We start from the raw sequence: 14,538 nt of genomic DNA, 5'->3' as shown, positions 1-14,538 counted from the left end.
CCGGGCCCTTCCGCAACGGCCCGATGCGCCGCGTCGCTCAGGTGACATGCGGCCGTCCGTCTGCCGACGGCATCGGGGACAGGGAGCGATCTCGGGGACACGGAAGCAGGGGGGCACGGGTCGCATGACGGAACTCCACAACCTGGCCACGCACTTCTTCGAGGTGCAGGCGCAGTACTGGCAGGCGGCTGACGCAGGGCGGCCGACCGGTGGGCTCTTTCAGCAACTGACCCTCCTCGGACGGCAGCTGCTTGCGGTGCTGGGCCGGCCCGGCGGTTCCACACCGGGCCCGGTCAAGGCGTCCGACATCGCGGGGATCCTGCTCGACGTCCACGGGCGCGAGCTGACCACCCACCCGTCCGGAGTCCGGACGTACCGGGAGGTCGAGGAGCTCTGGGCGGCGGCCGAGGAGTTCACGTCCCAGGCGACCCCGGACCAGCTCCGCAACTTCCTGGCGAGCAAAGCACAGTACGAACTTCAGGAGGGCCGGGCCGGCGAGGCCCTGGCTCTCGTGGACCAGGCCACCCGCCTGCCGGGCGGTCCTGCCCTCCCACCGCCCTCCCCTTACGGCGACCTGCGGGTGCTGCGCGCCGAGGTACTGCACCGGCTTCACGATCACGAGACCGTTCTGGAGGTGCTGGCGCCTTTGGAGACGGAGCTCGCCGCCCTCCTCCCTGGCGGGCCGATCGACGAGACCGACCCCGAAGCGATGCGCCTTCTCGCGGCCCACCTCGGCCGCGGCGGCGACGGACCGGCGACGGCCGCCCGGCTGCTTCAGGCATCCACCGTCTATGTGCGGCTGCTGGATGTGAAAGCGGGCGCGTTGCGGGACACGGGCCGGCCGGAAGCGGCCGAGCGGGCGTATGTGAGGTGCATGCCGCACTACACGGCGTCCGGTCTGACGGAAGTGGGACTGCTGCAATTGGCCCGTTGCGCGCTCGACCGCGATGCGGTGGCCGAGGCACACCGGCTGCTGGATTCGGCCGCTCCGTTGTTCGAGGGGGCCGACACCGGAGACCGGACGTCGATGCGGGCACATCTTCGGTTGGTGCGCGGCGCGGCGTACTGCCGCCTGCGTGCCGAGGCTGCCCGGCTGGGGAGCGGGGACGAATGGTGGAAGGAGTCGCTGCGCTGGTGCGACCGCGGTGAGCGCTGCACGGCAGACCATCCCGACGACCTTTTGGCGGCCGGCCTGCACGCCGAGCGCGCCCGGGCCCACCGCGCCACTGGGGACCATGCAGGTGCGGTGCGTGCTTATCGCCAGATGGCACTCGCTCTCGACCGGTTGCTGCGCGTGCCGCTGGGGCACCGCTTCGACACACTGCATCTGCGCTTCCACGAGCCGTTGTTCGAAGAGGCGCAGGCCTTCGCCGAGGAGACCGGCGATGCGCAGCTGTGTGCCGTCGTCACCGAGCTGCTCAAGGCCCGCGCATTCTCGGCACGGTTGTCCCTGCTTCGCTGGGAAGAGCGGCGCACGCAGGCCGCCCCGGCCGACACCACTGGGCGGGACGCACGGCACGGACCGGAGCACGGCGCGTTCACGGAACTGAGCCGGCGGCTCGCGAGCGCCCAGCGACACGGCGCCTCGAAGGAAGCCGATCGGTTGCGCATCGAGCGTGCCGAACTGCTCACCAAGATCCGCGCGATCGATCCTCGCTGGCGTCTGATCAGGGTCGATCCGCCCTTCGACCTCGACAGGCTCAGCCGCTTCCTGGCCGCCTACGGCACCGCCGCCACGGGCGGCAACCCCGGCCGGTGCGTGGCACTGAGCCTGTACGAGCGCCGCGACAGTGTCCTGGCCGTGCTGGCCACACCGGACGCCGAACTGCGCATGGGCACCCGCCGGTTGGACAAGAGGGTGCTGAGCGCGCTCGAGGCACATCAGCGCGAACTCCACAATGAGCCCGCGCCTCTGGATTTCTGGGGTCATCGCGGTATCGGCTTGGCCGACCTGATCCCTCCGGCCTTCGCCGACGAGATCGCCGACAGCGGCACCTGTCTGCTGGCTCCGCACGGACGCTTGCACACCCTGCCCTGGACGGTCGTCCGCCACCATGGCCATCACGTGATTCGCCGAACGGCCATCGGCATCGTCCCCAATCTGTCCTGTGTGCCACTCCTGGACCACCGCCCCGCCGGACCGGTCCGGGCCACACTGCTGGGCGTCACCCGACAGCCCAAGGGCAAGGAGCTGCCGGAAGCAGGGAAGGCGGTGCGCAGCCTGGCCGAGTACCTGGGAGCGCACCGGCTTCGCGAGGATCCAATCACCGGTCACCATGCCACCGTTGCGAGGCTACGGGACCTGCTGCACTCCGGGCCGCCCGACCGCGGCATCACGGACGTACTCCACATCGTCACCCACGGCCTGGCGGCCCCAGGGGCACCTTTCGACGCCGGGGTGCAGCTGACCGACGGCGAACTCGAAGCGGGCGAAGTCCTCATGAGCCGCATGTGCTTCCAAGAGGTGCTGCTCACCGCATGCAGCACCGGTCTGCGAGCCACGGCCGACGACAGCGGTGGGCATGGGGCACTCGCATCCCTGACGCCCCTCACACCACGCCCGCTCGAACTGGCCGGTGACGTCGCCAACGCGCTGGTTCACGCCTTCCACGAGGCGGGAGCGGCCTTTGTCCTGGCCAGCCCCTTCCCCATGCGGTCGAGGCTGGCGACTCACCACTGCGTCGAGTGGGTCGTCCACCGCTGTCGCGGCAGCGCCCCGCTGGAAGCCGCTCGACGGGCGGCGGTGGCACTGCTGGACGAGGACGACTCACCTGAGCAGACCGACAAGTGGGCCGGCATCACAGCCTATGGAGCACGGTGACCAGCCCTTGAAGGACGACGATGACGGACGACTACGAACAGGAAGGACGACGATGACGGACGAGACGGAGCCTCAGCCGACACCGCCCACGCTCTCCGCGGAAGAGGAGGCCAAGGCGATACGGAGCCGACTGGACAGGAACGCCGAAGCGGACGAAGACCGCCCCCTGGGCGGCATCAAGGGCCAGTACACACCCGCCGACCGCCGACCGGCACCGCCTTCTCCGCCGGTTCCACCAGCTCCCCCGACACCCCCAGCCGCCGAGTGACCCTTCATGCCCTCCAGCCTCGTGGGGCTCACAGCCCTGCTGTTCGCGGCCGTCCCCGGCTATCTCTACCTCATCCGCTACGAACGCCACGGCCTGCGTGAACGGCCGGGCGCCACAAGGGAAATCGCCGAGTTGTTCACGGTCGGCACCTTCGCGTCGCTTGCCACCGCGGCGGGCGTTCTCGCCCTCGCCGAGAACGTGCCGGGCCTCGCCACGCTCGACGGCGCCCTGTCCGGCGCCGCCTATGCCCGCTCGCATGCCTGGCACCTCGTCCGGTCCGGAGTCCTCATCCTCACCCTCAGCACCGTCACCTGCGTCGTGCTGGGGGAGCTGCGCGGCCGTCACAGCGGCGCGAGCAGTTGGTCCACCACGCCCGGCACCGTATGGGCCGAACTTCTCAAACCCCGGCGAGGGGAGGCCGACCCCGAGGTGCACGTGCTGATGGACGACGGCACGCTGGTGTACGGCAGTGGACACATGGTGTCCGACGAGCGGGACACCTCCTACCGTGATGTCGCCCTGCACCACCCCATCTCTGTCCGCAGACCCGGCGAGGACCACCCGCGACCCATCGACGCGGACTACATCATCATTCCCGGTGGCCACATTCGCCTCATCGAGATCACTGCGGTCGCCCTGAATCGTGTCCCGGATTGAATGGCACTCGGCATGCCGCCAAAACGCCGTGAACTCGGCGCTTTTCCAAGGGTCCACTGGTGCTGAGTTCCGGGTGCCGACTTCCTTGGTTCTCTCGCAGAGAAAGAGCTCGACGGTAACAGTGAGGACGAAATGACAACTGCGCAACGCGGCTTGCTGGGACAGCTGATCAAGGTGTTGAGCCTGCTGGCGCTCATGGTGGTGTATGTCGGCAGCCTCTGGGCCACGTACCGGCAGTTGGACGCCGAACCCGTCTTCGACGGAGCACTCGGTGTCCCCAGTTGGGGCCATGCGGCACTCGTCATGGGACTCATGGTGTGCGGCGGATTGGGCATCACGGCGGCCATCATCGACGGCCGGCAGGAATCCTCCTCTTGGCTTCTCACCATGACGGGCGTGGCGGCAGCGCTTGCATGGAGCCTGTGGGCCTCACTCAGCGAGGAAGACGACGTAGTAGGAATGCTCTTCGCCGCCCTCTCTCCCCTGATCAGCCTGTTGGCTCTCGTCGAACTGATGCGCCGATTCCGCACCCGGGCCGAGTAGGTGACGCCAGAAACGATCAAAGCCGCCCGCAGCCGGGCCGCGCCCGGGGGGCGACTTTTGTAACCAGTTCTAGTTACAGTGGGCCCTGGTCGTTGGGCGGAGGGCGGAGGGCGGAGGGCGGAGGGCGGAGGGCGGATGGAGAATAGCCGGACCGCGCCGGTACGGGACCACGGCGGAGGCGTCCACTCCCTGCGCGTCCCCATCCCGGACAACCCCCTCGGCCACACCCTGGTGTACGTCGTCGGCACCGACCGCGGCCCGGTGCTGATCGACACCGGCTGGGACGACCCGGAGTCCTTCGGCACCCTCGCGCGGGGCCTCACGGCGTGCGGTACCTCGGTCGCCGAGATCCACGGCGTGGTCGTCACCCACCACCACCCCGACCACCACGGCCTGTCCGGCCGGGTCCGGGAGGCGTCGGGCGCCTGGATCGCGATGCACGCGGCGGACACCGCGGTCGTACGGCGGACCCGTCAGGCCCGCCCCGAGCACTGGTTCTCCTACATCACCGCCAAGCTCGCCGCGGCCGGCGCGCCCGAGGAGCACATCGCGCCGCTGCGCCGGGCCGGGCCCCGCGCCCTGCCCGGGCTCTCCCCCGCCCTGCCCGACCGCGACATCGTCCCCGGCGAACTGCTGGCGCTGCCCGGCCGCCGCCTGCGCGCGATCTGGACCCCGGGGCACACACCGGGCCACGTCTGCCTCCACCTGGAGGAGACCCACCCCGCCCGGCTCCCGGGCCACGGGCGCCTGTTCTCCGGCGACCACCTGCTGCCCGGGATCACCCCGCACATCGGCCTCCACGAGGACCCGGAGAACCCGGGGGAGGTCACCGACCCCCTCGGCGACTACCTCGACTCCCTGGAACGCGTCGGACGCCTGGCCCCCGCCGAGGTCCTCCCGGCCCACCAGCACCCCTTCTCCGACGCGACCGCCCGCGTGGGCGAGCTCCTCACCCACCACGAGTCCCGCCTCACGGCCCTGCTGGCCCTCCTCGCCGAGCCCCTGACCCCCTGGCAGCTCGCCGAGCGCATGGAGTGGAACCGCCCCTGGCACGAGATCCCCCACGGCTCCCGCACCATCGCCGTGTCGGAGGCGGAGGCCCATCTGCGCCGGCTGGTGAAACTCGGCCGGGCGGAGGCGGAGGCGGGGAGCGAGCCGGTGAGGTACGTGGCGGTGTGAGGGCCGCTGCGCCGGACGGGCCCCTGCCGGGCCCCCTCGGGCCGCTGTTCACGCCCGGGTACAGTAAGCGGGTCGTCATCACACCGTACGGGGGGAAGCCGGTGCAATTCCGGCGCCGACCCTCCCCCGAGTTCTCGACTTCGCTCGAACCGGGGAGACCCCTTTCGTGAACCGCCCGCCGCGGCGGTGAGCCGGATCGCTTCGTACGGTCTCGTGACCGGCTCACGCGCCCGGCAGCCCGCCGGTGCGCGGCACCGTCGAGGTACACGGAGCCGAGCCGCCCGGGGGGTGCCCCGTGCTGTCCGGCTCCCCCACAGGGAGAGGCACCCGCCGATCATGAACGTCCGCCGCAGCGCCGCGGTCCTGGCCGCCGCCGCCGTGATCGGCGCCGCCGCCCCGGCCGCCGCCGACCCGTCCCCGTCGCCCTCCCAGGCGTTCCCCTCCGCCCTGTACGGCGGCACGGACCCCAAGTACGACGGTGTGTGGCGCCAGTCGCTCGCGTTGCTCGCGCAGGACACGGTGGGTGTGAAGCCGGCCGCGAAGTCCGTGGCATGGCTGGTGCGCCAGCAGTGCGCGGACGGCTCGTTCGCCTCCTACCGCCCCGACCCCACCACCGCCTGCGACGCCAGGACCATGCGCGACACCAACGCCACGGCCGCCGCCGTGCAGGCCCTCGCCGCGCTCGGCGGGCACGACGGCACCACCGGCAAGGCCGTCGGCTGGCTCAGGTCCGTCCAGAACAAGGACGGCGGCTGGGGCTACGCGCCCGGCGGCGCCAGCGACACCAACTCGACGTCGGTCGTCATCGGCGCGCTCAGCGCCGCCGGCGACAAGCCGGACCAGGTCGTGAAGGACGGCACGTCGCCCTACGACGCGCTGCTGAAGCTCGCCCTGTCCTGCGGCGGGAAGGGCGACGGCGCCTTCGCGTTCCAGCCGGACAAGAAGGGCGAGCTCGCCGCCAACGCGGACGCCACGGCGGCCGGTGTGCTCGGCGCCCTGGGCAAGGGCATGGTCGTCGAGCCCGGCAAGACGTCCGACGCGGACTGCGAGAAGGCCGGGACGCCGGAGCAGGCGGCGGCGAACGGCGCGGCCTACCTGAGCGCCGCCCTCGCCGAGGACGGCGACCACCTCATGTCCGCCCTGGCCGGCGCCGAGCCGCAGCCCGACTTCGGCAACACCGCCGACGCGGTCGTCGCGCTCGCCGCGCGGGGGAACACCGCGCAGGCGCGGAAGTCCGTGCGCTGGCTGGAGAAGAACTCCGCCTCCTGGGCCGCGCGCAGCGGTCCGGCCGCCTACGCGCAGCTCATCTTCGCCGCCCACGCGACGGGCACGAACCCGCGCGACTTCGGCGGCGCCGACCTCGTCGAGCAGCTCAACGCGACCGGCCCGGCCCCGCGGACGGCCGCGAAGGCCAAGGCCTCGGACGACGAGAAGGACTCGGGCTCCTTCTTCGGCGTCTGGTGGTACGTCGGCGTCTGCCTGGTCGCCGGGATCGGCATCGGGTTCCTGTTCACCGGCCGCAAGAAGCAGCGGCAGCCGTGATCCGGCGGGGCGTTCTCCTTCTTCTGGCCTCGCTCCTGCTGTGCGCGGGCACGGGCCCGGCCCAGGCCGCCGGTTACCGGTACTGGTCGTTCTGGGAGCGTGAGGGCGACCGCTGGGTCTACGCCACCCAGGGCCCGTCCGTGGCCCGCCCTTCGGACGGCGATGTCCAGGGCTTCCGCTTCGCGGTGAGCGAGGACTCCGCGGACGCCACCCGGCCGCGCGGCACGGCCGGCTTCGCAACGATCTGCGCCGAGACGCCCGCGCGGGACGGCCGCAAGCGGGTGGCCCTGGTCATCGACTTCGGCACCCCGTCGGACGCCCCCGAGGGCGAGAGGCCGCCCGCCGCCCGCACGGCCTGCGCCCGCGTCTCCCCCGACGCGACGACGGCCGAGGCCCTGGCGGCGGTGGCCGGGCCGCTGCGCTACGACACCAACGCCCTGTTGTGCGCGATCTCGGGCTACCCGGAGCGGGGCTGCGGTGAACAGGTCTCCCGGCGGCAGGGTCAGGAGCGCGAGCCGGCGGCCGGGGAGAAGTCCCCCTCGGACGGCGGCCCGTCCCTGGGTCTGGTCGCGGGCATCGCCGTGGTGGCGCTCCTGGGCGGGGCGGCGGTCTGGCAGGTACGACGGCGTGGCTAGCGGCACCCCGCGCGGCCACCGGGCGCAGCTGCACCCCGGCGCCTGGTGGCTGTGGTCCCTCTCCCTCGGCACCGCGGCCACCCGCACCACCAACCCGCTCCTCCTCGGCCTCCTCATCGCCGTCTCCGCCTATGTCGTGGCCACCCGCCGCCCCGACACCCCCTGGTCCCGCTCCTACGGCGCCTTCGTCAAACTCGCCCTCGCCGTGATCCTGGTCCGCCTGCTCTTCGCGATCGTGCTCGGCTCCCCCGTCCCGGGCACGCACACCCTCCTCGCCCTCCCGGAAGTGCCCCTCCCCGCCTGGGCGCAGGGCATCCGCCTCGGCGGCGAGGTCACCGCGGAGGCCCTCGCCTTCGCCCTGTACGACGGGCTGAGGCTGGCCACCCTCCTGATCTGCGTCGGCGCCGCGAACGCCCTCGCCAACCCCTCCCGCCTCCTCAAGTCCCTTCCCGGCGCCCTGTACGAGACGGGCGTCGCGGTCGTCGTCGCCCTCACCTTCGCCCCGCACCTCATCGCCGACGTCCAGCGCCTGCGCGCCGCCCGCCGTCTGCGCGGCCGTCCGGACAAGGGGGTCAAGGGGCTGCTGCACGTGGGACTGCCGGTCCTGGAGGGCGCGCTGGAGCGCTCCGTCTCGCTCGCCGCCGCGATGGACGCCCGCGGCTACGGCCGTACCGCGCAGGTCCCGCCCGCCGTGCGGCGCACCACCGCCGCCCTCACGCTCGGCGGCCTGCTCGGCGTCTGCGCGGGCACGTACGGCCTGCTCACGGCCGAAGGCGCCGCCTACGGTCTGCCCGTGCTCCTCGTGGGGCTCGCCGCCGCCCTCGCGGGTCTCAGGCTCGGCGGGCGCCGCTCGCCGCGCACCCGCTACCGCCCGGACCGCTGGGACGTGCGCGCCGGGCTGGTCGTCGCCTCCGGTGTCGCGGTCGCGGCCCTGCTCGCCCTCGCCGCGGCCCGCGATCCCGCGGCCCTGCACCCGGGCGTGGTCCCCCTGGTCGCACCCACGCTGCCCGTGTGGCCGGCAGCGGCCGTCCTGCTCGGCCTGCTGCCCGCGTTCGTCGCCCCCGATCCCAAGGAGCCGTCGTGATCCGCTTCGAGGACGTCTCGGTCACCTACGACGGGGCCGCCGAACCCACCGTCCGGGGCGTCGACTTCGAGGTCCCGGAGGGCGAACTGGTCCTGCTGGCCGGTCCGTCCGGTGTGGGCAAGTCCACCGTGCTGGGCGCGGTCAGCGGACTCGTCCCGCACTTCACGGGCGGCACCCTGCGCGGCCGGGTCACGGTCGCCGGCCGCGACACCCGCACGCACAAGCCGCGTGAACTGGCCGACGTGGTGGGCACGGTCGGGCAGGACCCGCTCGCGCACTTCGTCACCGACACCGTCGAGGACGAACTGGCCTACGGCATGGAGTCGCTGGGCCTCGCCCCGGACGTGATGCGGCGCCGTGTCGAGGAGACGCTCGATCTGCTCGGTCTCGCCGCTCTGCGCGACCGGCCGATCGCCACGCTCTCCGGCGGCCAGCAGCAGCGCGTCGCGATCGGCTCGGTCCTCACCCCGCACCCGAGCGTCCTCGTCCTGGACGAGCCGACCTCCGCACTGGACCCGGCCGCGGCCGAGGAGGTGCTGGCCGTCCTCCAGCGGCTCGTCCACGACCTGGGCACGACGGTCCTCATGGCCGAACACCGGCTGGAACGCGTCATCCAGTACGCCGACCGGGTCGTCCTGCTGCCGTCCCCGGGCGCACCCCCGGTCCTGGGCGACCCGGCCGAGGTGATGGCGGTGTCCCCGGTGTACCCACCGGTGGTGGGCCTGGGCCGCCTGGCGGGCTGGTCCCCCTTGCCGATGACGGTCCGCGACGCCAGGCGCAGGGCGGGGGATCTCAGGCAACAGCTGGAGTACGTCCCTCAGGGGCGCGGGGAACTGCGCGATCAACCACATGCGGCCCGCACCCGCGAACGCCCCGCACCACCCACCCCGGAAGGCGCCGCCCACATCCAGGCCCTCTCGGTCACCCGCGGCCGCATCCAAGCCCTGAGCCACATCGACCTCACCATCACCCCCGGCGAGACGATCGCCCTCATGGGCCGCAACGGCGCCGGAAAGTCCACCCTGCTCAACTCCCTGGTCGGCCTGGTCACCCCCAGCTCGGGAACCGTCCGCCTCGGCGAAGCCGTACCCCACCGCACCGCCCCGAAGGACCTCGTCCGCAAGGTCGGCCTGGTCCCGCAGGAACCCCGCGACCTGCTCTACGCCGACACCGTCGCCGCCGAGTGCGCCGCGGCCGACCAGGACGCGGGCGCGGACCCCGGCACCTGCCGGGCCCTGGTCGCCGAGCTGCTGCCGGGCGTCAGCGACGGCACCCACCCGCGGGACCTCTCGGAGGGCCAGCGGCTGGCTCTCGCCCTGGCCGTCGTGCTGACCGCCCGGCCGCCGCTGATCCTGCTGGACGAGCCGACCCGGGGCCTGGACTACGCGGCGAAGGAGCGCCTGGTCACGGTGTTGCGCGGCCTGGCCGGCCAGGGGCACGCCGTCGTCCTGGCCACGCACGACGTGGAGCTCGCGGCCGAGCTCGCCCACCGGGTGGTGCTGCTCGCGGAGGGTGAGGTGATCGCGGACGGCCCGACGGCCGGCATCGTGGTCTCCTCACCGTCGTTCGCCCCGCAGGTGACCAAGATCCTGGCCCCGCAGCAGTGGCTCACGGTTTCCCAGGTGCGCGCGGCCCTCGCCGACGGGGGCACCTCGTGAGCCCGCGGCGGCAGGCCCGGGCCGTCCGTCTCGGTCCCCGCTCCGTCGCCGCCCTGGTCCTGGTCAGCGCGGTGGGCGTGGCCGGCTTCGGCTGGCCCTTCCTCACCCCGCCCACCTCGCGCATCGGCGCGCACGCGCAGGACGCGCCCTGGCTCTTCGCCGGTGTGCTGGTGCTGCTCGTGGCGGTCGTGGCCGCGGCGATCTCGGAGTCGGGTCTGGGCCCCAAGGCGGTGGCGATGCTCGGTGTGCTGGCGGCGGCGGGGGCGGCGCTGCGGCCGATCGGTGCCGGCACGGCCGGTATCGAGCCGATGTTCTTCCTGATGGTGCTGAGCGGCCGGGTGCTCGGGCCGGGTTTCGGCTTCGTCCTCGGCTCGGTGACGATGTTCGCGTCCGCGCTGCTCACGGGCGGGGTCGGGCCGTGGCTGCCGTTCCAGATGCTGGCGATGGGCTGGTTCGCGATGGGCGCGGGCCTGCTGCCCGGCGCGGACCGGCTGCGCGGACGGGCCGAACTGGCGGTGCTCGCCGGGTACGGCTTCCTCGCCGCGTTCGCCTACGGCACGGTGATGAACATGGCGGGCTGGCCCTTCATGAGCGCCCTCGCCTCGAACGTGGCCTTCGACCCGCACGCCCCGGTCGCGGCGAACCTGGCCCGTTTCGTGGCGTACTGCGTCGCCACCTCGCTCGGCTGGGACCTGGGCCGGGCCGTCGTCACCGTCGTCCTGACGCTCACCGTCGGCCCCGCGGTGCTCAGGGCGCTGCGCAGGGCCACGCGCCGGGCTGCCTTCGAGACGCCGGTCACGTTCGACACGGCCGGCAGGTGAGGTCCCCCACGTGACCCGGGTCATGTACGAGGCGGGGCCGTAGGGACTAGGCCCGGTCACGGCTCCGGTCCTCCCGGCACGTGCGGCCATGGGTAGTACACGGGGTCGTTGCACGCGTCCGGTGCGGCTGTTTCCGTGGACGCGTGGACGACCACGACAAGGACCGCTACGGCGGCGCGTGCGGCGCCGGGGACTTCCGGCAGGCCGGCCACCGGTACTGAGCAGGCCCACCCCACAGACCGAAGGCGGCGGCCCCCTGATCCCCGGGGCCGTCGCCTTCGCCATGCCCAGCGGGCCTGTCAGCCGGTGCTCACCGGCAGTTCCTTCACCCCGTTGATCCACGCGGACCGCAGCCGGCGCGGATCCCCGGCCAGCCGCAGCCCGGGCATGGCGTCGGCGACGGCGTCGAAGATGAGGTTGATCTCCAGTACGGCGAGGGACTTGCCCAGGCAGTAGTGGGGACCGCCGCCGCCGAAACCGAGGTGCGGGTTGGGGTCGCGGGTGATGTCGAAGGTGTCCGGGTCGTCGAAGACCTCGGGGTCGTGGTTGGCCGAGGCGTAGAACAAACCGAGCCGGTCGCCCGCGCGGATGCGCTTGCCGCCGAGTTCGGTGTCCTGGGTGGCCGTGCGCTGGAAGGCGGCGACCGGGGTGGCCCAGCGCACGATCTCCTCCGCCGCCGTCCGCGGGCGGTCGCTCTTGTACAGCTCCCACTGGCCGGGGTGGGTGAGGAAGGCGTGCATGCCGTGGGTGATGGCGTTGCGGGTGGTCTCGTTGCCCGCGACGGCCAGCATCAGCACGAAGAAGCCGAACTCGTCGGAGCCGAGGTTGCCCTCGTCCTCCGCGGCGACGAGCTGGGTGACGATGTCGTGGGCCGGGCACCGCTTGCGGTCGGCGGCCATGTTCATCGCGTAGGCGATGATCTCCGTGGCGGACTCGGCGCCGATCTCCGCGGTGATGGCGTACTCGGGGTCGTCGTACGCGATCATCTTGTTGGACCAGTCGAAGATCTTGTCGCGGTCCTCCTGGGGGACGCCCATCAGCTCGGCGATGGCCTGGAGGGGCAGTTCGCAGGCGACCTGGGTGACGAAGTCGAACGGCCCGGTGCGCGCGCGGGCGGAGGCGACGATGGCGTGGGCCCGGTCGCGCAGGCGCTCCTCCAGGGCGCGGATCGCCCGCGGCGTGAACCCGCGCTGCACGATCTGCCGGACGCGGGTGTGCTCCGGCGGGTCCATGTTCAGCAGGATCAGCCGCTGCGCGTCGATGGCGTCGCGTTCGATCTGCTCGTTGAAGCGGATGATCGCCGTGTTGAGGTACGACGAGAACAACTCGGGGTGCGTGGAGACGTACTTGACGTCGGCGTGCCGGGTGACCGCCCAGTAGCCCTCGTCCTGGAAGCCGGCGAGACCGGCCGGCTGCGGCACCCAGCAGACCGGTTCGGCCCGGCGCAGCTCGGCGAACTCCGGCAGGGGCACGCGGTGGTGCAGCAGGTCGGGGTCGGTGAAGTCGAACCCCTCGGGCAGCGCGGGACAGGGCATGGGCGGCTCCCACCACTCGTACCGACTCATCGGTCTGACGGCCCATCAGCTGTGCGGAGTTGCGGTGACGGTAGTAACGGGTTCTACAAGTGGCAAGGGGCACGGGCCCGCCAATTGCCCGCACGACCCTTGCGGTCACCGAGCGGGCCTCAGCACACTGCATGCAGAACTAGAACGCGTACTAGTTCCGCTGAGCCTCCCGGAGAGGACCCGCACCCATGGCTGCCGAACCCGTGATCGTCGAAGCCGTACGCACCCCCATCGGCAAGCGCGGCGGCGCGCTCGCCCCGTTGCACCCCGCCTACCTCCTGGGCGAGACCTACCGCGAGCTCCTCGGCCGCACCGGCATTCCCGCCGACTGCGTCGAGCAGATCGTCGGCGGTACGGTCACGCACGCCGGGGAGCAGTCCATGAACCCCGCGCGCACGGCCTGGCTGACCATGGGACTGCCGTACGAGACGGCCGCGACGACCGTCGACGCGCAGTGCGGCTCCTCCCAGCAGGCCTCGCACATGGTGGCCAACATGGTCGCGGCCGGCGTGATCGACGTCGGCATCTCGTGCGGCGTGGAGTCGATGTCGCGGGTGCCGCTGGGGTCGGGCTCCAAGCACGGGCCGGGCAAGCCGTTCCCCGACGAGTGGAACGTGGACCTGCCGAACCAGTTCGAGGCGGCCGAGCGGATCGCCCGCCATCGTGGCCTGACCCGTGAGGACGTCGACGCGCTGGGCCTCGTCTCGCAGGAACGGGCCGCGCACGCCTGGGCGGAGGAGCGTTTCAAACGGGAGACGTTCGCGGTCCAGGTCCCCACGACCGAGGAGGAGCAGCACGCCGGGCAGGGCATGTGGCGCCTGGTCGACAAGGACGAGGGGCTGCGCGACACGACGGCGGAGGCGCTGGCCGCCCTGAAGCCGATCATGCCGACGGCGGTGCACACGGCGGGCAACTCGTCGCAGATCTCCGACGGGGCGGCGGCGATCATGTGGGCGTCGAAGAGGATGACCCGGGCGCTGAAGCTGCGCCCCCGGGCCCGGATCGTGGCCCAGGCGCTGGTCGGTTCCGATCCGCACTTCCACCTCGACGGCCCGATCGACGCGACGAACGCCGTGCTGGGCAAGGCCGGGATGTCGTTGAGGGACATCGACCTCGTGGAGATCAACGAGGCGTTCGCGTCCGTGGTGCTGAGCTGGGCGCGGGTCTTCGACCAGGACCTGGAGAAGGTGAACGTCAACGGCGGCGCCATCGCGCTCGGGCACCCGGTGGGAGCGACCGGGGCCCGGCTCATCACGACGGCGCTGCACGAACTGGAGCGCGCGGACAGGGAGTTCGCGCTGATCACGATGTGCGCGGGTGGCGGTCTGGCCACCGGCACGATCATTCAGCGGTTGTAGAAGCCCAGTTGACGAAGGTGGTGAAGGCGGCGGGGTCGAGGGTGAGCATCGGTCCCGCCGGGGTCTTGCTGTCGCGTATCGCGATGGTGGCAGGTGCTTCGGCGACCTCTACGCAACTGCCACCCTGATCGCCGCTGTAAGTGGACTTACGCCACTGGGTCCCCGCCGGGATCACAATGCTCGCCATAGCGTTCCTCCATCACACGCCGGATCAACTCCGCCGATTCCCTGAGGGAGAGCGCGGCGGCCTGCAGGTGATCGTAACGGAGCGAGCAGTCCTTGACGGTGTCCGGGTTTGCGGTCGGATGCCCGCTGCCGTACCCCTCGGTGTAGACGATGTCGGGATCGCCATGGAAGCGAAAGAGGTCGAATGAGCCTTGGAGTCCCGCGTGACCTCCAGATGAGAA

The 14,538-nt window shown here is 72.2% G+C and carries 13 protein-coding genes; 10 read left to right on the top strand and 3 right to left on the bottom strand.

Translation table 11 applies throughout. The features are described 5' to 3' along the window. Window positions 1-163 precede the first annotated feature (163 nt). From AC0665_RS08435 to AC0665_RS08395, 9 genes are all read left to right on the top strand, one after another. A complete protein-coding gene (locus AC0665_RS08435; protein ID WP_478704648.1) occupies window positions 164-2,821 on the top strand; it encodes a CHAT domain-containing protein in 2,658 nt (885 codons plus the stop codon). A gap of 274 nt (window positions 2,822-3,095) precedes the next feature. Further along, window positions 3,096-3,746: a DUF6338 family protein gene (locus AC0665_RS08430; RefSeq protein WP_478704647.1), complete on the top strand. Its 651-nt coding sequence runs from the start codon at window positions 3,096-3,098 to the stop codon at window positions 3,744-3,746. A 132-nt stretch (window positions 3,747-3,878) separates the two neighbouring features. Next, window positions 3,879-4,289, top strand: a complete 411-nt coding sequence (locus AC0665_RS08425) for a hypothetical protein (protein WP_478704646.1) — start codon at window positions 3,879-3,881, stop codon at window positions 4,287-4,289. Between the two features lie 135 nt (window positions 4,290-4,424). After that, a complete protein-coding gene (locus AC0665_RS08420) occupies window positions 4,425-5,468 on the top strand; it encodes an MBL fold metallo-hydrolase (protein WP_478704645.1) in 1,044 nt (347 codons plus the stop codon). Window positions 5,469-5,804: 336 nt separating this feature from the next. Beyond that, window positions 5,805-7,010 (top strand): prenyltransferase/squalene oxidase repeat-containing protein, encoded by a 1,206-nt coding sequence (locus AC0665_RS08415; protein WP_478602569.1) that lies wholly within the window; start codon window positions 5,805-5,807, stop codon window positions 7,008-7,010. After that, on the top strand, window positions 7,007-7,645 hold the full coding sequence (locus tag AC0665_RS08410; RefSeq protein WP_468413430.1) for an SCO2322 family protein: 639 nt from the start codon (window positions 7,007-7,009) through the stop codon (window positions 7,643-7,645). The genes AC0665_RS08415 and AC0665_RS08410 overlap by 4 nt, the downstream gene beginning before the upstream one ends. Beyond that, window positions 7,638-8,729, top strand: a complete 1,092-nt coding sequence (locus tag AC0665_RS08405; RefSeq protein ID WP_478507657.1) for an energy-coupling factor transporter transmembrane component T — start codon at window positions 7,638-7,640, stop codon at window positions 8,727-8,729. Before AC0665_RS08410 ends, AC0665_RS08405 begins: the two co-directional genes overlap by 8 nt. Then, window positions 8,726-10,387: an ABC transporter ATP-binding protein gene (locus AC0665_RS08400; protein ID WP_478704644.1), complete on the top strand. Its 1,662-nt coding sequence runs from the start codon at window positions 8,726-8,728 to the stop codon at window positions 10,385-10,387. The genes AC0665_RS08405 and AC0665_RS08400 overlap by 4 nt, the downstream gene beginning before the upstream one ends. Beyond that, entirely contained in the window at window positions 10,384-11,208 is an 825-nt protein-coding gene (locus AC0665_RS08395; RefSeq protein ID WP_478704643.1) for an ECF transporter S component, read from the top strand. Before AC0665_RS08400 ends, AC0665_RS08395 begins: the two co-directional genes overlap by 4 nt. A 299-nt stretch (window positions 11,209-11,507) precedes the next feature. On the opposite strand, the gene AC0665_RS08390 is transcribed toward AC0665_RS08395, so the two are convergent. Further along, window positions 11,508-12,743: a cytochrome P450 gene (locus tag AC0665_RS08390; RefSeq protein ID WP_468413422.1), complete on the bottom strand. Its 1,236-nt coding sequence runs from the start codon at window positions 12,741-12,743 to the stop codon at window positions 11,508-11,510. Between the two features lie 218 nt (window positions 12,744-12,961). Between AC0665_RS08390 and AC0665_RS08385 the strand changes: the two genes are divergently transcribed. Continuing rightward, a complete protein-coding gene (locus AC0665_RS08385) occupies window positions 12,962-14,131 on the top strand; it encodes a steroid 3-ketoacyl-CoA thiolase (protein ID WP_478704642.1) in 1,170 nt (389 codons plus the stop codon). Here AC0665_RS08385 and AC0665_RS08380 read toward each other — a convergent pair. Together AC0665_RS08380 and AC0665_RS08375 are read right to left on the bottom strand one after the other, a co-directional pair. After that, entirely contained in the window at window positions 14,115-14,318 is a 204-nt protein-coding gene (locus AC0665_RS08380) for a DUF397 domain-containing protein (RefSeq protein ID WP_478704641.1), read from the bottom strand. The genes AC0665_RS08385 and AC0665_RS08380 overlap by 17 nt on opposite strands. Then, window positions 14,278-14,538 (bottom strand): Scr1 family TA system antitoxin-like transcriptional regulator (locus tag AC0665_RS08375; protein WP_478704640.1); only part of this gene is annotated, 261 nt, incomplete at its 5' end. The genes AC0665_RS08380 and AC0665_RS08375, both read right to left, overlap by 41 nt.

It is taken from the genome of Streptomyces sp. NPDC043685, from assembly GCF_056436585.1.
The sequence above is the reverse complement of the archived record's forward strand: the minus strand, read 5'-3'. Positions and strand labels throughout refer to the sequence as shown.

Coding starts and splice junctions, on each gene's coding strand:
- AC0665_RS08420 (WP_478704645.1), top strand. CDS start 4,425: ATGGAGAATAGCCGGACCGCGCCGGTACGGGACCACGGCGGAGGCGTC.
- AC0665_RS08385 (WP_478704642.1), top strand. CDS start 12,962: ATGGCTGCCGAACCCGTGATCGTCGAAGCCGTACGCACCCCCATCGGC.
- AC0665_RS08390 (WP_468413422.1), bottom strand. CDS start 12,743: ATGCCCTGTCCCGCGCTGCCCGAGGGGTTCGACTTCACCGACCCCGAC.
- AC0665_RS08425 (WP_478704646.1), top strand. CDS start 3,879: ATGACAACTGCGCAACGCGGCTTGCTGGGACAGCTGATCAAGGTGTTG.
- AC0665_RS08415 (WP_478602569.1), top strand. CDS start 5,805: ATGAACGTCCGCCGCAGCGCCGCGGTCCTGGCCGCCGCCGCCGTGATC.
- AC0665_RS08380 (WP_478704641.1), bottom strand. CDS start 14,318: ATGGCGAGCATTGTGATCCCGGCGGGGACCCAGTGGCGTAAGTCCACT.
- AC0665_RS08430 (WP_478704647.1), top strand. CDS start 3,096: ATGCCCTCCAGCCTCGTGGGGCTCACAGCCCTGCTGTTCGCGGCCGTC.